The 22,053-nt window shown below is 35.0% G+C and carries 13 protein-coding genes; 11 read left to right on the top strand and 2 right to left on the bottom strand.

Going from position 1 to position 22,053, the window contains the following annotated elements; genetic code table 11:
• Positions 1-316 precede the first annotated feature (316 nt).
• From ASC72_RS01080 to ASC72_RS01060, 5 genes are all read left to right on the top strand, one after another.
• Positions 317-9,556 (top strand): gliding motility-associated C-terminal domain-containing protein, encoded by a 9,240-nt coding sequence (locus ASC72_RS01080; RefSeq protein WP_056185409.1) that lies wholly within the window; start codon positions 317-319, stop codon positions 9,554-9,556.
• A 47-nt stretch (positions 9,557-9,603) separates the two neighbouring features.
• Positions 9,604-10,536 carry a type IX secretion system membrane protein PorP/SprF gene (locus tag ASC72_RS01075; protein WP_056185406.1) on the top strand — a complete coding sequence of 311 codons (933 nt, stop codon included), beginning with the start codon at positions 9,604-9,606 and terminating at the stop codon, positions 10,534-10,536.
• Positions 10,537-10,547: 11 nt separating this feature from the next.
• The gene (locus tag ASC72_RS01070) at positions 10,548-12,482 is read left to right on the top strand and encodes an OmpA family protein (protein ID WP_056185405.1); all 1,935 of its coding nucleotides are present in this window, start codon (positions 10,548-10,550) and stop codon (positions 12,480-12,482) included.
• 245 nt (positions 12,483-12,727) lie between these two features.
• A complete protein-coding gene (ligA, locus tag ASC72_RS01065) occupies positions 12,728-14,734 on the top strand; it encodes an NAD-dependent DNA ligase LigA (RefSeq protein WP_056185402.1) in 2,007 nt (668 codons plus the stop codon).
• A 13-nt stretch (positions 14,735-14,747) separates the two neighbouring features.
• On the top strand, positions 14,748-15,416 hold the full coding sequence (locus ASC72_RS01060) for a lysoplasmalogenase family protein (RefSeq protein WP_241775588.1): 669 nt from the start codon (positions 14,748-14,750) through the stop codon (positions 15,414-15,416).
• Here the strand turns inward: ASC72_RS01060 and ASC72_RS01055 are convergent.
• Positions 15,402-16,313, bottom strand: coding sequence for a bifunctional UDP-sugar hydrolase/5'-nucleotidase (locus ASC72_RS01055; RefSeq protein ID WP_056185393.1), 912 nt, complete (start codon positions 16,311-16,313; stop codon positions 15,402-15,404). The two genes, ASC72_RS01060 and ASC72_RS01055, sit on opposite strands and share 15 nt — an antisense overlap.
• Positions 16,314-16,367: 54 nt before the next feature.
• The gene (locus ASC72_RS01050; protein ID WP_056185390.1) at positions 16,368-17,147 is read right to left on the bottom strand and encodes a 5'-nucleotidase C-terminal domain-containing protein; all 780 of its coding nucleotides are present in this window, start codon (positions 17,145-17,147) and stop codon (positions 16,368-16,370) included.
• 46 nt (positions 17,148-17,193) lie between these two features.
• Here ASC72_RS01050 and ASC72_RS01045 point away from each other — a divergent pair, with 46 nt between their 5' ends.
• The 6 genes from ASC72_RS01045 to ASC72_RS01020 all read left to right on the top strand — a co-directional run bounded on the left by ASC72_RS01045 (position 17,194) and on the right by ASC72_RS01020 (position 22,036).
• Positions 17,194-17,706, top strand: coding sequence for a hypothetical protein (locus tag ASC72_RS01045; protein ID WP_056185388.1), 513 nt, complete (start codon positions 17,194-17,196; stop codon positions 17,704-17,706).
• A 15-nt stretch (positions 17,707-17,721) separates the two neighbouring features.
• Positions 17,722-18,609: a 4-hydroxy-tetrahydrodipicolinate synthase gene (gene dapA, locus ASC72_RS01040; protein WP_056185385.1), complete on the top strand. Its 888-nt coding sequence runs from the start codon at positions 17,722-17,724 to the stop codon at positions 18,607-18,609.
• Positions 18,610-18,739: 130 nt separating this feature from the next.
• Positions 18,740-19,534 (top strand): outer membrane protein assembly factor BamD, encoded by a 795-nt coding sequence (locus ASC72_RS01035; RefSeq protein ID WP_056185383.1) that lies wholly within the window; start codon positions 18,740-18,742, stop codon positions 19,532-19,534.
• 8 nt (positions 19,535-19,542) lie between these two features.
• Complete coding sequence (locus ASC72_RS01030; RefSeq protein ID WP_007807938.1) at positions 19,543-19,860, top strand: DNA-directed RNA polymerase subunit omega; 318 nt, start codon at positions 19,543-19,545, stop codon at positions 19,858-19,860.
• Between the two features lie 9 nt (positions 19,861-19,869).
• Entirely contained in the window at positions 19,870-21,084 is a 1,215-nt protein-coding gene (gene coaBC, locus ASC72_RS01025) for a bifunctional phosphopantothenoylcysteine decarboxylase/phosphopantothenate--cysteine ligase CoaBC (protein ID WP_056185379.1), read from the top strand.
• A gap of 67 nt (positions 21,085-21,151) precedes the next feature.
• Complete coding sequence (locus ASC72_RS01020) at positions 21,152-22,036, top strand: DUF4835 family protein (protein WP_056185375.1); 885 nt, start codon at positions 21,152-21,154, stop codon at positions 22,034-22,036.
• Positions 22,037-22,053 lie beyond the last annotated feature (17 nt).

The following is a 22,053-nucleotide window of genomic DNA, read 5'->3' as shown; positions in this document are numbered from 1 at the left end:
CCCAAATTCTACTTCTAAACAAATTTTCTTTCCGAAAATTAACTTCCTAACAAGTCATTCTATTTATTTGGAAAATTGATTTATATCAGTATTCCGCCAAAGTTTTTGAGACATTTTTTATTCAAAAGAATAAGAAGTGGTCTTTGTGTACTTCTGTATACGCAATGTTTTTTTATGAAATGAAGTTAAAATAACAGTCGACTAGTATTTTAAACTTCATTTTAAGTAACTGATTATTAACGTTTTTTAAAATTGCCTAAGCATATGTGCTTATCGCAACAGGTATTTTATTGTCCATTTTCTAATCTTCCAAATTATGAAAAAAAAATTTACTTTTTGTAATCTCGACTATCAGAAGAGATTATTCGGGCTATTATTTTTATTCCTTTTATGTAGTAATGCCTTTTCTCAGACTGTTTGTAGACCAATATCTCAAACAAATAGTCAAACGGGTGTATTATGTTTCGGTTTAGATGTAGATAATCCGACAAGAGCCTTCGACAATGATCCAGGCTTAACTACTTTTGCGACTCTCCAAAATGCGATCGGATTAAGTTGTATGGTCCAGGAGACCATGACACTTAATCAGACTGTTAAAGCTGGAGATCAAATTGTACTGTATTTAGGTACAGGAAATGGTTTGTTGAATGTTGGATTGTTGTCCAATGTCTCTATTCAAACTAAACTTTCGGGAACAGACGTAGGTCCAAGAGTGGCACTAAATAGTCCACTTTTGAATCTAAATTTGCTTTCAGGAAACGCCATTGGAGAAGCCAGATACACTGTACCGGGTGATGCCAATGAAGTTCAAATTCAGGTAGGAGGTCTTTTGAGTCTCCTTGTAAACTTAAGAATTTATGATGTTCGTTTGGATTTTGCAAAACCAACTGTGACAGGAGGTTTAAATCAAACAATTTGCTCAGGAGCATCAGCAACATTAACAGCTACGCCAGTGGCGGGAACATCTTTAGCCTGGTATAGTTCAACGAGTGCTACAACGGCTTTAGCAACAGGGAATTCTTATACTACTCCAAACTTAACTGCAGGAACTACATATTATATAGGCGTAGAACGAGCAGGAGGATGTGAGGGTAATGATCGTGTACCTGTTGTTGTTAATGTTTCAAACCCAGTTGCACCTGCGATTAGTTCTTCTGGAACTGCAGTATGTTCTAATGGTGCTACACAACAAACAACTTTATCCTTAATTAACCCAATTCCGGGAACTACTTATAATTGGTATAATGTAGGAGCGGGAGGTACAGTTTTAGCTTCAGGAACAACTTATTCACCGACAGTGCCTTTAGGAACAACTAGTTTTTATGTTGAGGCTGTAATAGGAAGCTGTTTAAGTCCTACACGAACTCAGGTCGATGTAACTTCGAATGCTGTTCCAGCTGCACCAACGGTTTTAACGCAAAGTGTTACTATTCAATCCGGGCAAAATGCCATATTAAGTGCCGAAACTTCTCAGGCAGGAGTTACATTAAACTGGTATGATGTTGCAACAGGAGGAACAGCACTTGCTACAAATACATCAACTTATACAACTCCGATTTTAACAGCTACAAAAACTTATTATATTGAGGCTAAGAGTGCAGTAGGAAACTGTGTAAGTGCAACGAGAGCTCCTGTCACCGTAACAGTTATACCAACGGTTTTAGGAGGTTGTTTAGAAGCAGGCAGTCAACAAACAGTTCAAAATGGTTTATGCTTATTATGTAGTAGTACAAACCCTAATAACTCCGTTGACGGAAACCCTGCAACAGCAGCAAGACTAACCATTCCTGTTGGCTTAATAAATGGATGGATTCAACAAACCTTACAATTTAATAATCCTGGCAAAGCAGGTGATATTGTTGATGTAGAATTAGAATTACCAGGAGGACTTGCAGATGTTCAATTATTAGGTGCCCTTAGTTTGGCAACTTATAATGGAGCAACTTATAATAATGACAGAATATCGGTTAATAATCCGCTAATAACTTTGCAATTATTATCGGGTAATCGTTTTAGAGCGAGCGTGGTTGCAGGAGCAAATTTTGATCGTGTCGAAATTCGATTAGGAGGCTTAGCAACACTTTTGACAACTGTAGATATTTTTCAGGCAACTTACAGATATAAAGCCCCTACTATAACAGGTAACACAACTATTTGTGGAGGGCTTACAACAATATTAACGGCCGATACCTCTTTAGGAGAAACTATAAAATGGTATGATGCATTAACAGGAGGAAATTTATTAGCTAGTACGGCAGCTTACACAACTCCAGCGTTGACTGCTAACACAACTTATTATGTAGAAGTTACTCGTAATGGTTGTGTGAATAGCGAAAGAAATCCAGTCCTTGTTACCGTCAACAATCCGGTAGCCCCAGCATCAGTTGTCGCTTCTCCTTTAAATATATGTGATGGAGATGCAACAACGATAACTATACAGTCCCCAGTTGTAGGTACCAATTATAATTGGTATGACGCTGCTTCAGGCGGAAACTTAGTGTTTACAGGTACCTCTTTTTCAACACCAACGCTAACTGCTTCTACAACTTATCATGTTGAGGCTGTAATTGGAAGTTGTCTTAGTGCGTCGCGTACACCGGTAAGTGTAAATGTAAATCCACGACCTGCGGCACCTGTTCCTGTATCTTCAAATGTAATTATTCAGTCAGGTCAGAGTGTGATGTTGGCAGTTGTAAGTAATTCTGGATTAGCCTATACATGGTATGATGCTCCAACAGGAGGAACTATTTTGCAGGCTACTGGCAGTAGTACTTATACACCAACACCTGTATTAACTGCAAATAAAACTTTTTATGTTGAAGCAACAGATTTAGTATCAAATTGCGCAAGTAGTTCAAGAGCTGTAATTAATGTAACAGTAATTAATACGGTTAGTGCTTGTTTACAACCAAATTTTCAGGCAACATCTACTAATGGTTTGTTATGTGTGGGTTGTACCTCTACCAATGATGGTGATTCTGTTGATGGAAATATAAATACAGCCGCAACCCTTTTTACTCCTGTTGCATTAGCTGGCGCATTTATACAGCAGCAATTAACTTTTCCAACTCCAGGTCAGGCAGGAGATATTATAGATGTTGAATTAGAATTACCAGGAGGACTTGCTGATGTTTCTTTATTAGGAGGAGGAATTAGTTTCGCAACCTATAATGGAGTAACTTATAATAATGACAGATTTTTGCTAACTAATAATTTGTTAAGCTTACAGTTATTATCAGGAAATAAATTTAGAGCTAGTTTTACTGCGACAGCGGCATTTAACAAACTTGAAATTCGTATAGGAGGAGGACTCGCTACTTTAGTGACGACTTTAAATATTTATGGAGCTTCTTATAGATTTCCAAATGCAACAATAACGGGAGCAGGTACACCAATTTGTGCAGGACAAACGGCAACATTAGCCGCTTCTTCAACAGGAACAGAAACATTTACATGGTATGATGCTCCAACTGGGGGAAGCTTAGTAGCTGTTAGTCCAACTCTTCCATTAAATGCAACTACAACTTATTATTTAGAGGCAACACGCGGAGGGACTTGTGTTAATAGTATTCGTCAGCCAGTTACGGTTAATGTATTATCTATTCCAACAGCTACGGATATTACAATTGCAAGTCCTTTGACAGCTTCTTGTGCCGGAGGCATTGTATTGACTCCAACCTCTGCTTTAGCTGGGGCTACTTTTAAATATTATACAGATCAAAATAAAACACAAGAAATTACTACAGGAACTATAGCTGGCGTAACTTATGTTAAAGACGGTACAACAGGAGCACTAACTATTAGCGGACTTAATGCTTTGAATGCTCCTTATGCTTATTATGTTTCAGTACTTAACGGAGGTACCTGTGAAAACATAAACGGAACATTAAAAGAAGTAATAGTTAATTTTCCAACAGTTACACCTTTAGTCGTAATCGGTACACCTTTAGTAGGTTGTGGAAGTGCTAATTTAGCAGATGCTATTACAGGTTTTGATACTGCCGCGAATACATATACTTTCTTTAATCCGTCAAATGCGGTAATTACGGCAGAAGCAGCGGCCAATATAACGACTAGTGGTCTTTATTCAGTTCAGGCTCAGGCTACAGGATCGAATTGTCCATCAGCAATAGCGACCATAAATGTGACTATTAATCAATTACCAACTTTGACCGTAGATCCCGCACAATCAGTGCCAGTTGGAACTGATGTAACACTAAATGCGACATCAAATGGTACTATAGTATGGTATGACCCTCAGGGAAATGCACTTACAGGTTCACCATCATTTACTACCGGGGCACTTAATACCCCTGGTATCTACACATACACAGTAGTAGCTACTTTAGGAACTTGTTCCAGAACCGGAACACTTTCTATAAATGTTAGAAATCCTAATGATTGTCAATCCTTAACTGAACGCGTTTATGCTAATGGCCAATCATCTGGTTCAATTATTACAGGTAGTGTAATTAATGCAACCAACGCGATTGATGGAAATCCACAAACCTATTCGACTATTGCAACAGGTATTGGACTTTTAGGAATTGGTACAACATGGCAGAATTTAACATGGCCAGCGAATATTGTAAAAGGAACTCCGGTAACTATTAAGCTGGGATCTGAAAACAGTGGAGTAGCTGTAGGACAAAATTTATCAGTAATTGGTACTAAGGCCGGTATTGATATTGGAACTATGCAATCTGTTTCAGGATCATTATTAAATTTATTATCAGGAGATAATACATATGAATTCACTTTTGTTCCGGCAAATGCTGCAGGACCACAAGATTATGATGGAATCAGAATTCAATCAGCATCCCTTGTAAGTGTGGCACAAAATACCAAAGTGTTTGATGCTTATTATGAGAGATCAGTTGCAACTGTAGCTTGTACACCTGGTGATATTCAGGATATATTTTATGGAGCTACCGATTTAGGACTTCCTATAGGAGCACTAACCGCAACCGTAGGAGTAAGTGATGCATGGAATATTGCTGATAATGATCTAACAACTTTCGCAACAATGTACAGTGGTGTAGGTGCACTTGCAGCAGCAGATTTAATGGTAGATTTCAAAACCCCATCTATTGTAAGTGATACTCTAAGAATTGTTATTTCTAAACCAGCTGTACTTTTAAATGTTAATTTACTTACTGGTTTCACTATTCAACGTTATTTGGGTAACGTTGCTGTTGGAGCACCAATTCAAAATACAAGTACATCCTTGAGTTTAAGATTATTGCCAGGAAATACCATGGCAGTGGCTCTGGTATCTTCGCCAACAGAATCATACGATCGCGTTAGAATTCGTTTTGGTGGAGTTGCAGGTGTATTAGAGTTTTTAAGAGTTCATACTATTGAGCGAGTAGCAAATACCTCAGTTATAGGTGGAGATCCTGATAACAAAGTTACGGTTTGTCCGGGAACAGATGTTACGCTTCAAATACCAGAAGAGGCTTGCTCGACATATCTTTGGTACAATGCGCCTACAGGAGGAACAGTCGTGGCAAGTGGTATTACTTATACTGTTCCGTCTACATTACCAGCAGGAATCTATAAATATTATGTACAGCCAGTACGTTACGGTTGTGAATCATTTGCAAGAGGAGAAGTAACTATTGAAGTAAGATCTTCAAGCCCTGTTAGTGCTTTAGCTAATATTACTTTAAATGGAGGTACAACAACTACAATTTGTACACCAACAGGTACCGTTACTTTAGCGACAGTTTTAACCGGAACTCCTGCCATAACGAACCCTGTTTATCACTGGTATAGTTTTAATGGAACAACTAGTCAATTAATTGCAGGTGAAATTACCAATCAATTAATTGTAAATGGTTTAATTCCGGGGACCTATACTTATTTTGTAGGTGTTAGTGGAGATAATTATTGTGAAACTGCAGAAGCAGATAGAAAACAAATTACATTCACCATATTAAGACCTTCAGATCAAAACGATCTTTCAGTTTCTGATGTATCTATTTGTCATGATCTCCCTGTAATCTTAACACCAACAGCAAGTTTATTAACAAATACAATATTCTATTGGTATCTGGATGCTAATAAAACACAACCTATTACAAATGGATCAACTATTGGTGGGGTAACTTATACAATTAGTCCTTTAGGGGTTTTAACAGCAACAGGTATAACACTTGCAATGAGCCCTATTTCGTATTATGTTGGGGTTTCAAGTGATACAACTTGTGAAAATATTGCAGGTACACTTCAAACTGCTACAGTAATTATAACTGATCCCGGAACACCGGTAATTACAGATACTGCTCAGGAATTCTGTTTGGTAAATGCGCCAACTTTTGCAACTATTAATGTAAGTCCAGCGGTTGCTGCCAATATCGTTTGGTATGATGCTTTGATCGGAGGAAACTTGATTGCCTCTACAACAGCACTTACAACAGGCACTTATTATGCCGCAATAAAAGATCCAATTACAAATTGTGAAAGCGCAGTAAGACTAGCTATTGCTATTAGCGTAACTGATCCTGGTACACCAGTGATTACAGATACTGCTCAGGAATTCTGTTTGGTAAATGCGCCAACTTTTGCAACTATCAATGTAAGTCCGGCGGTTGCTGCCAATATCGTTTGGTATGATGCCTTGACCGGAGGAAATTTGATTCCATCCACAACAGCACTTACTACAGGTACTTATTATGCAGCGATAAAAGATCCAGCAACTACTTGTGAGAGTAATGTAAGATTAGCCATTGCGATTAGCGTAACTGATCCTGGAACACCAGTAATTACAGATACTGCACAGGAATTCTGTTTGGTAAATGCACCAACTTTTGCAACTATCAATGTGAGTCCAGCTACAAATATCGTTTGGTACGATGCATTAACTGGTGGAAATTTAATTCCATCCACAACAGCACTTACTACAGGTACTTATTATGCTGCGATAAAAGATCCGACAACTACTTGTGAGAGTAATGTTAGATTGGCTATTGCGATTAGTGTGACTGATCCTGGAACACCAGTAATTGCAGACACAACTCAGGAATTCTGTTTGATTAACACACCAACTTTTGCAACGATCAATGTAAGTCCTGCGATTGCTGCCAATATTGTTTGGTATGATGCTTTGACAGGAGGGAACCTAATCTCTTCAACAACAGCACTTACAACCGGCACATATTATGCAGCTATAAAAGATCCAACAACTACTTGTGAGAGTAATGTTAGATTAGCTATTGCGATTAGTGTAACTGATCCGGGAACGCCAACGACAGCAGATAATACACAAAATTTCTGTTTGGTAAATGCGCCAACAGTTGCTAATATTCAGGTTAATGAAGCAAATGTAGTTTGGTACAGCACTCAAACAGGGGGAACAGTAATTCCAGTAACTACAGCTTTAGTAAATGGTATTTATTATGGTGCTATTTTAGATCCGGTAACCGGTTGTCAAAGCACTACAAGATTGCAGGTAACAATTACTATCAGTGATCCATTGACACCAACTACAGCAGATAATACACAAGATTTCTGTTTGGTAAATGCGCGAACAGTTGCTAATATTCAGGTGAATGAAGCAAATGTAGTTTGGTACAGCACTCAAACAGGTGGAACTGCATTAGCTGCAACAACTCCTTTAACAACTGGAGTTTATTATGGAGCTATAAAAGATCCTGTAACAGGTTGTGAAAGCACTATTCGTCTACAAGTTACAATCAATGTAACTGATCCGGGAACGCCAACTACAGCAGATAATACACAAGATTTCTGTTTAATTAATACGCAAACAATTGCTAATATCCAAGTGAATGAAGCAAATGTAATTTGGTTTAGCACTCAAACAGGAGGAACGGCAATTCCGGTAACAACAGCTTTAGCAAATGGTATTTATTACGGGGCTATTTTAGATCCGGTAACAAATTGTGAAAGTGCCATCAGATTACAAGTTACTATTAACTTAACTAATCCGGCAACACCTACAACAACAAATGCTTCTCAAAGTTTCTGTATTACTAGTGTACCAACAGTTGCAAGTATTCAGGTAAATGAGGCAAATGTAGTTTGGTATAGCACATTAACTGGCGGAACAGCGCTTGCATCAACAACAGCCTTAACAAACGGAATTTATTACGGAGCTATTAAAGATCCTGTAACAGGTTGTGAAAGCACTGTTCGTTTACAAGTAACAGTGAACATAAACAATCCTGCTGCAACTCCAACTACAAATAATGCAACTCAAAACTTCTGTTCGGTAAATGCACCAACAGTTGCTAATGTTCAGGTTAATCAAACAAATGTAGTTTGGTATAGCACAGCAACAGGCGGAACAGCATTACCAGCAACAACAGCTTTGGTTACAGGAACGTACTACGGAGCTGTCTCAAGTACAATTGGTTGTGAGAACCCAGTAAGATTGGCAGTTTTAGTGAATGTGAATACTCCGGGTGTTATAACAACACCAAGAACAACACAAACATTCTGCTTGTCAAAATTACCAACTCTTGCTAATATATTGGTAAATGAAACAAATGTAGTATGGTATTCTTCAGCAACTGGCGGAACACCATTAGCAGCAAATACGCAGCTTACAGCGGGAACTTATTATGCAGGTGCTCTTAACAATACTACAAATGGCTGCGAAAGTGCTACAAGATTAGGAATAACAATTAATTTCGAAAACGATGCTTTGGTACAACTTGCGACTACAGATGATACTCCATGTGTTTTTCAGGGAGTAACTTATTCGATCGCAAACGGAAAATCAAACTATGTATGGTCAGTTACAAACGGAACAATTACTTCTGGCGGAGGAACCGCCGATGGTTCTGCGACTATTTCATGGTCTGATATCGGACCAGGTAAAGTTACAGTTACTTACATAAATAATTGTGACGAAACTACCACTAAAACATTGAACGTTATAGTTGCTACTTGTTCTGATTTAACAATTACCAATACAGTGAGTAATCCGACTCCAAATTTTGGAGAACAGATAACATTTACAGTAACGGTTAATAATGTCGGACAAGGTAATTTTATAAACACAGTAGTTAGTGATTTACTACCGAGCGGTTATAATTTGGTAAGTACCAATACAACTGCAGGGACCTATGATCCGGCAACGTCACTTTGGACAATTCCAACTTTAAATGCTGGTCAAAGTGTTACGCTTACTATTGTTGCAGAAGTATTACCAGGTGGTGATTACCTAAGTGTTGCAACTGTTGAAATTTCAACTCCTTTAGATGTTGATGCAGCAAACAATTCAGCTTCAGTTTCTGTAGTTCCAATTTGTTTGACAGTTTATAATGAGTTTACTCCAAATAATGACGGAGCAAATGATCTTTTCAGAATTGACTGTATAGAATCGTATCCAAATAATGAGTTAAAAGTTTATAACAGATATGGATCATTAGTTTACAGCAAACAACATTATGAAAATGATTGGAACGGAACTGCCAATGTATCTGGAGTTATAAATAGAGGAGATATGTTGCCAACAGGTACTTATTTTTATGTGATAGACATTGGAGACGGAACGGTTAAAAAAGGATGGTTATCTGTAATGAGATAAGCAAACTGTATTAATCATCTAATTAATTAAACTAAATAAGTATCGCTATGAAACTATATATAAAATCATTAGAAACATATTTCATCTTAATATGTTCTTTTATCTCGGTTTGTGTCAGTGCACAACAAGATCCGGAGTACACGCAATATATGTACAACACTATGGCGGTAAATCCAGCTTATGCTGGGTCTACCGGCAATTTAGAAGCAGCACTTTTGTATCGCTCTCAATGGATAGGAATTGATGGAGCGCCAGAAACACAATCGTTTTCTATTCATTCACCACTTCGTAATGAGAACGTGGGTTTGGGACTTAGTGTTGTCAATGACAAAATTGGTCCTTCAAATGAACTGTATCTTGACGGAAACTTTTCTTATTCAATTCCTTTAGGATATGAAAAAAGGTTAGCTTTTGGTCTAAAAGCAGGTATGAGAATGCTAAATGTGGATTGGTCAAAAGGGAGATATTACGATCCCAATGATGTTTTGTTAAATCAGAACATAGATAATCAGGCAAAATTAGCCGTTGGAGCAGGGATTTATTATTATACTGATAAATGGTATTTAGGGCTTTCAGTTCCGAGTTTTATTCAAAGTACTTATTACGATGATGTTCAGGAATCGATTGACTACGACCGTTTGCATTATTATTTAATGGGAGGTTATGTTTTTGATTTGAATCCAAATTTAAAATTCAAACCCGCATTTTTAGTAAAAGCAGTAACCGGAGCTCCAATTACTGCTGATATTTCTGCGAATTTTATGATTGCCGAGAAATTTGTGATAGGTGGTTCTTACAGAACCGATGATTCTATAAGCATCCTTGCAGGTTTTCAAATATCTAAAAGTTTTTATATCGGGTACGCTTTTGATTATACCGTTAGCGATCTGAATAAATACAACGATGGCTCGCACGAAATCATCTTGCGATATCAGTTTAACAAAAGCGAAAGTAAAATTAAATCTCCTCGATTCTTTTAAAAGTAAAACCTATGAAAAAATTATATATCCTAAGTTTAGTTCTGAGTTTTACATTTAGTTTTGCTCAGACTAATTTGAAAAAGGCTGATGCTCTGTTTAAAAATTATGCTTACGCTGATGCTTCAAAAGCATACGAAGAAATTTTACAGAATATCAAAAGTCCAACAGCTCAAACATTAAAAAACGCTGCCGATTCGTATTATTTTATTTCTGATGCCAGAAATGCTTTAAAATGGTACAAAAAACTATACGAAGTTCAGGGCAATAACTTAACTGATATTTACTATCTACGCTATATCCAGTCACTAAAAGGTGTAATGGATTATGATGAAGCAGATAAAATGACAAAAGAGTATCTGACGAAAAAAGGAGATCAAAAAGAAGTGAATCGCTATGTTGCTCAAAAAGCGAAAATAGACAGTTTATCTAAAGCGAAATCGCTGTACACAGTTAAAAATCTTGATATTAATACGAGTAAATCTGATTTTGGAGCTACTTTTTTTCAAGATAGAATTGTGTTTACTTCAGCAAGAGATACTACCAAGTTCAGCGAAAAGTTGTACACCTGGAACAATCAGCCTTTTTTAAATTTGTATGTTGCTGAAAGAAATCCTGCAGATGGAAGTTTATTTAACGAAACAGTATTCCTTCCCAATGTAATGACCAAATATCACGAAGCAACGGCTTCTTTTGATGCTGCCGGTAAAACAATTTATTATTCGACAAACATCGTTAAGAAGAACAAATTAATTATCGATGAGACCAAAACGAATAACTTTCAAATCGTTAAAGGTGATATTGTGAATAATAAATTAGAAAATCCACAAAAGGTTTTCTTTGACAGCAATGATTATTCCGTTGGGCATCCTTCTTTGAGTGAAGACGGACAATGGCTTTTCTTCGCTTCAGACATGCCTAATGGTATAGGTGAAACTGATTTGTATTATGTGAAAATCGCAGCTGACGGAACAATGAGTTCTCCCGTGAATCTGGGACCAAAAATTAACACTATCGGAAATGATCTTTTCCCATTTTTTCACAACGGAAATCTTTATTTTTCTTCTGATGGGCATTATGGTTATGGAGATTTAGATGTTTACGAAAGTAAATTATTAGCTGATGGAACTTTCTCAGATCCTGTAAATTTAGGAGCTCCAATAAATAGCAACAAAGATGATTTTTCTTTTATAATTGATAGCGCCGATAATTATGGGTATGTTTCTTCGAATAGAGAAGGGGGTAAAGGTGATGATGATATTTATTTTTTCACTAAAGGAAAACCTGTTTGTAATCAGACTATTTCTGGTATGGCAACAGATCGTAAAACAAAATTACCTCTTGCTGATGTAACGATTATGGGATATAATTCCTATAGTGATGTTCTTGGTGAAACAAAAACGAATTATGAAGGTAAATATGCGATAATAGTTCCATGCGGAAAAGTTGTTAAAATGATTGCTGCGAAACCAAATTATAGCAATGATGAGAAAACCGTTGAAACTACCAACGAAAATGAAGGTGAAATTAAAGATGTTAACTTCGAATTGAGTAATTATGATGATTTAGTAGTGAAGAAGAAAGGGGTTGAAAAAGTTGATGTTAACCCAATTTACTTTGATTACGATAAATACGATATTACACCTCTTGCAATCGAAGAGTTAACAAAAGTGGTTTTTATTATGAAGAAATTTCCAAACATCAGAATTAAAATAGAGTCACATACGGATTCCCGTGGAAAAGATTCTTACAATCTGAAACTTTCAGATAATAGAGCAAAGTCAACAAGAGATTATATTGTTTCACAGGATATTGATGCGTCCCGAATTGAAAGCGCAATTGGTTATGGGGAAAGCCGATTGATTAATAAATGTAAAAACGGAGTGAAATGCACTGAAAATGAACATTTGTTAAATAGACGTTCTGACTTTATCATTATTCAAAAATAGTTTTATGTTTTAACTCTAATTATTTGATAATCAAAGTGAAAGTATAGAACGAAAAAACCATTTGGAAGTTGGTTTTGTTTAATTCTTTTTTAAGAATAGTGGACAAGAAGAAAATCAAGTTGCATCGTTTTGCAACTTGATTTTTGATTTTTTAAAACTTTTGTTTTTTGATGTTTTTCAGCAAAATAATTCTAATTTTGATATTCAGTTATTCAACATTACAATCCGCATCATTTTAATATTTTATGAGTATTCAAGAAACAATTCAGGCTTTACGAGACGAACTTAATCAGCACAATTACAATTATTATGTGCTGGATAACGCCACAATTTCAGATTACGATTTTGACATTAAATTAAAACAGCTTCAGGATCTTGAAGAAAAAAATCCTGAATTTTTTGATGAACATTCGCCAACGCAACGTGTCGGCGGAACTGTTACCAAGAATTTTAAAACTATTGCGCATCAATTTCGTATGTATTCTTTAGATAATTCTTATTCCAAAGAAGATTTGCTGGATTGGGAAAACCGACTTCAAAGAGGTTTAGGAAATGTAAAATTAGAATATACCTGCGAATTAAAGTATGACGGAGCTTCTATTAGTATTACGTATGAAAACGGAAAATTAGTTCAGGCCCTAACTCGTGGAGATGGTTTTCAGGGAGATGAGGTTACAAATAACATTAAAACAATAAAATCGGTTCCTTTACGACTTAAAGGAAATTATCCGGATAAATTCGATATCCGCGGTGAAATTATTCTGCCTTTAAAAGGTTTCGAAAAAATGAATCAGGAATTAATTGAGATTGGAGAAACGCCATACTCAAATCCAAGAAATACAGCTTCGGGAAGTTTAAAATTACAAGATAGTGCTGAGGTTGCTAAACGTCCGTTAGAATGTTTATTATATTCTGTGACAAGTAATAGTTTGCCTTTTTCTTCTCAGATTGAAGGATTAGAATCTGCCAGAAATTGGGGTTTTAAAGTGCCAAGCGAGGCAAAGTTAGTCAATAGTATGCATGATGTTTTCGAATTTATTGATTATTGGGATGTTCATCGTCATAAATTACCATATGAAACAGATGGTGTCGTTATAAAAGTAAACAGTATTCAACATCAGCAAGAATTGGGTTATACAGCAAAATCCCCTCGTTGGGCTATTGCTTACAAATTTAAATCAGAACAGGTTTCGACTAAATTAAAATCGATATCTTATCAGGTAGGACGTACGGGCGCAATTACTCCTGTTGCAAATTTAGAACCCGTGCAGTTGGCCGGAACGATTGTAAAAAGAGCTTCTTTGCATAATGCTGATCAAATTGAGAAATTGGATATCAGAATTAATGATACCGTTTTTGTTGAAAAAGGAGGAGAAATTATTCCGAAGATTATCGCTGTTGATTTAGAGCAGCGCCCTGAAAATTCAGAAAAAACAGCATATATTACGCATTGTCCGGAATGCCAGACAGAATTAGTTCGTACAGAAGGTGAGGCAAATCATTATTGTCCAAATTTCTACGGATGTCCACCGCAGATTATTGGCCGAATTCAACATTACATTTCAAGAAAAGCAATGGATATTGAAGGTCTTGGCGGAGAAACCGTCGCATTACTTTTCAAAAATAGTTTAGTTCATAATTATGCTGATTTATACGAATTGAAAGTTGCCGATATATTGCATTTAGAAAGGATGGCTCAAAAATCAGCTGAGAACCTGGTAAATGGTGTTGAGAAATCAAAAGAAATACCATTTGAAAGTGTTTTGTTTGCGCTCGGAATTCGTTTTGTTGGCGAAACGGTCGCTAAAAAATTGGCGAAACATTATAAAAATATTGATGCACTAAGCAAGGCTTCTTTAATGGAATTAATTTTAGTTGATGAAATTGGAGAGCGAATTGCAAAAAGTGTAATCGAGTTTTTTGAAAATGAAGAAAATAAAAGAATAATTGAGCGATTAAAAAGTTATGGAGTTCAATTTGAAATAGTAGAAAAAATCAACCCAAATGCTACAGAAAAATTCATTGGAAAAACTTTTGTTGTTTCAGGAGTTTTTACTCAGTTTTCGAGAGATGAACTAAAGAAAACAATCGAAGATAATGGCGGAAAAGTAGGAAGTTCCATTTCTGCAAAAACAGATTTTGTTGTTGCAGGAGATAATATGGGACCAGCCAAATTAGAAAAAGCGAACAAATTAAATATTCCGATATTATCTGAGGAAGATTTTATAACCAAACTGAATGAAAGCGAATAAACCGTCGTTGATTTTGTATTTTCTGGCATTACTGTTTACGATCATTTTTGATTGGACAGAGCAGGAAAATATAGCAATTTATGCCAAGGCTATTGTCTTGCCTGCAATATTTTTCTATTTTTATGTTAGCAGTGAATTTAAAATAGGAAAAACAGAAGCCTTTATTTTTTTATTTTGTTTTATCGGCCAGGTATTTGACTTAATGGATGTTGAGGTATCAGAAATTGGCGGAGTTTTAAGTTTTTTAGTGGTTTATCTGCTTCTTTTAAAAATTTTTATTGCAGAGCGAGAAAAAATTATACTAAACAAGAAAGACATCTTGCCAGTATCAATAGTGGTAATCTTTATCGTTTATTTATTGGTTTCTGTTCTAAGTCTGCAATCAGACAATATGAAAAAATTCAATGCACTTTATACTTTTTACGGTATTGTTCTTAGTGTCTTAAGTTATTGCTGCTTTGTACGATATATTACAAAAGGTACGCACATTGCCTTGATAATGTCTTTAATGGCAGTCTGCTATATATTTTCAGATATATTTTATATTTTCAATGAATATTTTTCACACTCTGTTGTCCTTGTTTTAATTCGCGATGTAACACAAATATTAGGCTACTATTTTATGGTCGAATATTTTCTCGAAAGATCAAAAGCACAGAAAAAAATATTACACAATAATTGATTTCCCTTGGTTTGTATGTGCTTTGTCTTTATCGAAATAAAAATCAATTCGGCCTAAATTAATTCCATAACAACCTACCTGATTTACCAGCACATTTTCACCAGCTTTATTCTTAACAATAGTTGGTTTATCCAAAAAAGTATGTGTGTGTCCACCAATAATCAAATCTATATCCTGCGTCAGTTCGGCTAATTTCAAATCACAAATTTTAGATTGGTCATCTTTGTAATTATAACCTAAGTGAGAAAGACAAATAACCAAGTCGCATTTTTCTTCTTTTTTCAGTAATTGTGTCATGTCTTGTGCAATTTCTACCGGATCATTGTAAACGGTTTCTTTGTACATTTTTTTATCGACTAAACCGTCAAGTTCAATTCCTAATCCAAAAACACCAACTTTAATTCCGTTTTTATTGAAGATTTTATATGGTTTTACAAGACCATTCATTACGGTATTTTTAAAATCATAATTAGAATTGATAAATTCAAAAGTTGCGTGAGGCATTTGTGCATACAAACCGTCAAGACCATTATCGAAATCGTGGTTTCCTATAGTTGATGCATCATATTTCATCATACTCATCAGCTTAAATTCAAGCTCGCCTCCATAATAATTAAAATAAGGAGTTCCCTGAAAAATATCACCAGCATCTAATAATAGTACATTTGGGTTTTCTTTACGAATAGCTTCAATCAAAGTTGCTCTTCGAGAAACACCACCTTTATTTGCATTACGTGGATCATCAGCCGGAAAAGGATCTATATGGCTGTGAACATCATTGGTATGCAAAATAGTTAAGTGCCTAATATCGTTCGTTTCAAAACTACTTAATGACAAACCTAAACTTAGTAGGGCAGTACTTGCAGCTGTTTTCTCGATAAATTCTCTTCTTTTCATTGTATATATTTTTTGCCTGAACGCAGTAATTTAATTTTTGTATAGTAATGTGATTTATTCGACTGTAATTCGAACATCGGTTTTAACAGGGATAGTATCAACTTCTTTGAAATAATCAATCAATACGTTTCTGATTTTATAATTCAGATCAAACTTTTGAGTTGCTTTTAGAAAAAAGTTCATATTGTCGCCTCCGTTAGCTAAATAATCATTAGTAACTACGTAATACGTCTTACTAACGTCAATAGGTTTTCCCTGAATCAGGATGTTTTTGGCAGTATTGTCTTTTGATATCGTAAAAGTCATACCAGATAATGGTTGCGGCTTTTTCTCCTTAATAATATAGCTGGCAATTTCAAGAATTTGATTACCGCTTAATGCAACAACAATCAAGCTGTTTTCAAAAGGCATAATTTCATACGCTGTTCTTGTTGTTACATTTCCTTTTGGTAAAATAGCACGAATTCCACCATGGTTTAACAAGCACAAATCGATATCTTTTTTCTCACGCGTTTTAAAAACTAAATTTCCTCTTTGTAAACAAACATCGGCCATTAAATTTCCAATTGTGGTTTGCCATTTTCCCGTGCTTTTATCAAGAGTTTCCGGAGAATAAGCCAAAATACTATCTAAATCTCTATTAATATGATCGCGATAAGGTTTGATAAAATTTTCAATTTCGGGAGTTTCGCTGCCTCTTTCTGTTATCGGAAGCTGTTTTCCTTCTATCTTCGTCAGATTATAATTTTTCTGACTACAGGAGAATATAAAAAAAAGTGTTAAGAATATAACAAAAAGTTTTAAAAATCCGTTATACTTTTTTAGTTTTACCATCTTAAATGCGACTTAAATAATTAATTTTGTAATTGGTAAAAGTACTATGTTTTTAAATTATATAAAGGAATTTTTTGTAAAAAAATCATTAAAAAATAACCTGCGTATTGTCAAAAACGAAGTCTTTACAAGCAATATACAAACAATTGGTTTATTGATAGATGAAAGTGAATTTCGCCATTCAAAGGAGTTAGCTAATGAGCTCGTTCTTCAGGGAATTGCTCCTGAAAACATAAAAATTGTTGCGTACAGAGATAAAATTGAGAAGAAAAAAGAGTACTCAAGGCTTACTTTTGGTAAAAAACATATCAACTGGAGAGCAGAGCCAACTGAAGAATTTTTGACTGAATTTATTGAAACAGAATTTGATCTTTTGATTAGCTATTATGAAATCGAAAAACCGATTTTAATGATGACAACAAGTAAGTCAAAAGCGAAGTTTAAGGTAGGGTTTTCTTCGGTCGATAAAAGATTAAATCGATGGATGATTGATACCGAAATGGGAAATTATAAACTATTCGTTTCCGAATTGTTTAAGTATTTAAAAAGTATAAAATAAATTATAAACTAGAATATGCAATCATTAATAGGAACTGGTGTTGCGCTTGTAACTCCATTTAAAAAAGACTTTTCAGTTGATATCGAAGCTTTACAACGCATCGTTAATTTTTCGATTGATGGAGGAGTTGAATATCTTGTGATTATGGGAACAACTGCAGAAAATGCTACTTTGACACAAGCCGAAAAAGAATTAGTTATAAAAACAGTAATTGATACCAACAAGGGAAGATTGCCTTTGGTGCTTGGTGTTGGTGGTAATAATACAGTGCAGATTGTTGAGGAATTAAAGACAGGTGATTTTTCTGCTTTTGAAGCGATTCTATCTGTTTCTCCTTATTATAATAAGCCAACTCAGGAAGGAATTTATCAGCATTTTAAAGCGATTGCAGAAGCATCTCCAATTCCGGTAATTTTGTACAATGTTCCGGGAAGAACATCTAGTAATATGTTACCTGCTACTGTAATTCGTCTGGCGAATGATTTCGTTAATGTTGTTGCTATAAAAGAAGCGGCAGGCGATATGGCTCAGGCTTTACAATTGCTAAAAAATGCACCAAAAGATTTTCTTATTATTTCTGGTGATGATATGATTGCTTTGCCAATTGTTTTGGCTGGTGGAGCAGGTGTGATATCAGTTATCGGGCAGGGATTTCCTAAAGAATTTTCAGAAATGATACGTTTAGGTCTGAACAGAAAAGTAAATGAAGCTTTTAAAACACAATACTTTTTGTCAGATTGTATAGATATGATTTTTGAGCAGGGAAATCCAGCCGGAATCAAACAAGTGTTTCAAGCCCTTGGTATTGCTGACAACACAGTACGTCTGCCTTTAGTAGCTGTTGATGATTCATTGGCAGAAAGATTGAATAAATTTGTTAAAAACAGCATTAAATTAGAGTAAAATTATCGGTATTTTATTATACCAAAAAATATTTTGTAGTAGCTAAATTAATAACTAAATTTGCCACCGGAACTTCGGTGTGATTTTGCTTTGGCATAATTGTCTAAGAAATCATAATAAAAGTAAGAAAATGAAAAAAATAGTATCTCTATTAATTGTTGTTGTCCTTTTTTGTTCTTGTAGTGATTACCAAAAGGTATTGAAAAATGAAGATGTTGCGGCAAAATTTGAAATGGCAACAAAGATGTATGATGCAGGAAAATATTCAAAAGCAATTCGTCTTTTTGAGCAATTGGCACCGGCATATAGAGGTAAACCTCAGGCTGAAAAGCTTTTTTATATGTTTTCACAATCTTATTACAAAACACAACAGTATTATTTAGCTGGTTATCAGTTTGAAAGTTTTGTTTCAGGTTACCCACGTAGTGAAAAAGTACAGGAAGCTGCATTTTTAGGAGCTTACAGTTATTCAAAATTAGCGCCGGTTTATAGCTTAGACCAGGCTGATACGGTAAAAGCTTTGGAGAAATTACAAGCATTTATTGATAACTACCCAAATTCAGAATACATTGCTCAGGCTAATGAGACTGTCAAAGTACTGAATGGTAAATTAGAGAAAAAAGCATACGAAAATGCTAAAGGATATAATACTATTTCAGATTATAAATCTGCATTAGTGGCTTTTGATAATTTTATTGCTGATTTTCCGGGAACACCTTTAAAAGAAGATGCGTTGTTCTACAAATACGATTCGGCATATCAATTGGCAATAAACAGTATTCCTGCAAAAATGGAAGAGCGTTTAAATATTGCTAAAGTTGCTTATAATAACTTATTAAAGTACAAAAGCGACACAAAATATAAAAAACAAGCTGACGAAATGTACGCCAGAGTTGAAACAGATTTACAAAAATTTACTAAATAAATAAAGTCATGGATTTAAAAAAGACGAATGCTCCTGTAAATACAATAACATACAATAAAACTGTTATTGAAGAGCCAACAGGAAATGTGTATGAAGCAATTACCATTATGGCTAAAAGAGCAAACCAAATTAATTCTGAAATCAAAAAAGAATTAACTGAGAAATTAGAAGAGTTTGCTACTTATAATGACAGTCTTGAAGAAGTTTTTGAAAATAAAGAACAAATCGAAGTTTCTAAATTTTACGAAAAATTACCAAAACCACACGCTTTAGCTGTTCAGGAATGGTTAGACGGTAAAACTTACCACAGAGGTTCAAACAAATAATATAGTATAATGTCAGTTTTAAACGGGAAAAAAATTTTACTGGGAGTTTCTGGTGGAATTGCAGCCTATAAAACAGCCTCATTAGTACGACTCTTTATAAAAGCAGGTGCACATGTCCAAGTGATAATGACACCTGCTTCTAAGGATTTTGTAACTCCACTTACGTTATCTACGTTATCAAAAAATCCTGTACATTCTACTTTCTTTAATCAGGATGATGAAGATGCGGTTTGGAACAATCACGTTGAATTAGGTCTTTGGGCCGATTTGATGTTAATTGCTCCGGCAACTGCCAATACACTATCTAAGATGGCTACAGGAAACTGTGACAATCTTCTTATTGCAACTTATTTATCGGCTAAATGTCCTGTTTATTTTGCTCCGGCAATGGATTTGGATATGTACAAACATCCTTCCACTTTATCTAGTTTCGCTGCTTTAAAACAATTTGGGAATACTATGATTCCTGCTGAAAATGGTGAACTTGCCAGTGGTTTGTCGGGAGAAGGAAGAATGGCGGAACCAGAAAATATTATTTCTTTTTTAGAGGCTGATTTAGAAAGCAAATTACCTTTAAAAGGAAAAAAAATACTAATTACCGCCGGACCAACATACGAAGCGATAGATCCTGTACGTTTTATTGGAAACCATTCTTCAGGAAAAATGGGTTTTGATATTGCCAATGAAGCTGCAAAATTAGGTGCGCAAGTGATTTTGGTTGCGGGCCCAACTCATTTTAAAGCTAAAAACAGTTTAGTTGAAGTTGTAAATGTGGTTTCCGCACAAGAAATGTATGATGCATGTCATTTACATTATAATCAGGTTGATGTTGCTATTGCAGCTGCTGCAGTTGCTGATTACAAACCGAAAGTCGTTGCTTTGCAGAAAATAAAAAAAGCCGCAGACGAGTTTTCAATTGAACTTGAAAAAACAAAAGATATTTTAGCATCATTGGGAGCGATTAAAAAAGAGCAGTTTTTAATTGGATTTGCTTTAGAAACTCAAAATGAAATTGAAAATGCTAAGTTGAAAATTCAGAAAAAAAACTTAGATTTGATTGTTCTTAATTCTTTACAGGATGAAGGCGCAGGTTTTAAAAAAGAAACCAATAAAGTTACTTTTATTGATAAAGATTTTAAAATTGAGCCAATGGAATTAAAACCAAAAGAATCAGTAGCAGTTGATATTTTAAACAAAGTGATTTTGCATTTTGCAAAATCATAAGTTATTTAAAGGTTCAGAATAAGTACCAGTATTTTTATATTTACGCCAAGGCAAATAGTATCTTTCTATGAAAAAAATAGTTACTCTTTTAGTATTTTTAATTTTTGGCTTTACACAAGCACAACAGCTAAATTGCACTGTAACTATTAATACTGAAAGGCTGCCAAATCCTAATCAGCAAGTATTTAAAACACTTCAAACTTCCTTATCTGAATTTGTAAACAAAACAGATTGGACAGGATCAGTATTAAAACAAAACGAACGTATCAATTGTTCCATGTATATCACTTTGTCATCAAATAATTCTGATCAGTTTTCTGGAACAATCCAGATACAATCATCCAGATTGATTTTTAATTCAACATACTCTTCTCCTATATTCAATTTTAACGACAAAGATTTTAGTTTTCGTTATACAGAATACGAACCGTTGTTATTCAATCCTACCACTTTTGAATCAAATTTGGTATCTGTAGTTTCTTTTTACAGCTATTTAATTTTGGGCATGGATGCAGATTCGTTTCAAATGGGTGCAGGAAATCAATATCTGGAAACTGCTCAAAATATAGCAAACGTGGCGCAACAGGGCGGTTATAAAGGTTGGAGCCAGGCTGACGGAATTCAGAATCGTTATTATTTAATAACAGATATGATTTCACCAATGTATAGTGATTTACGTCAGGTTACTTTTTTGTATCATAGTGGTTTGGATAAAATGAGTGATGATTTAAAAGGTTCTAAAGAAAGAATTAAATCCTCAATACTGCTTATCGGAAAATTTAATTCGGTTAAACCGAATGCGTTTTTGACCCGGGCATTTTTTGACGCAAAATCAGATGAAATTGTTTCTATTTTTTCAGGTGGCCCAAGTATTACAGTAAGCGATCTCTCTGATGTTTTGAATAAAGTGTCTCCTCTTAATTCTACCAAATGGTCGCAAATTAAGTATTAATTGACTTTCGATTTTAC

The organism is Flavobacterium sp. Root420 (genome assembly GCF_001427905.1).
In the GTDB taxonomy this organism is placed as follows: Bacteria; Bacteroidota; Bacteroidia; order Flavobacteriales; family Flavobacteriaceae; genus Flavobacterium.
Note: the sequence above shows the minus strand (reverse complement) of the source record. Positions and strands in the feature narration are given on the sequence as shown.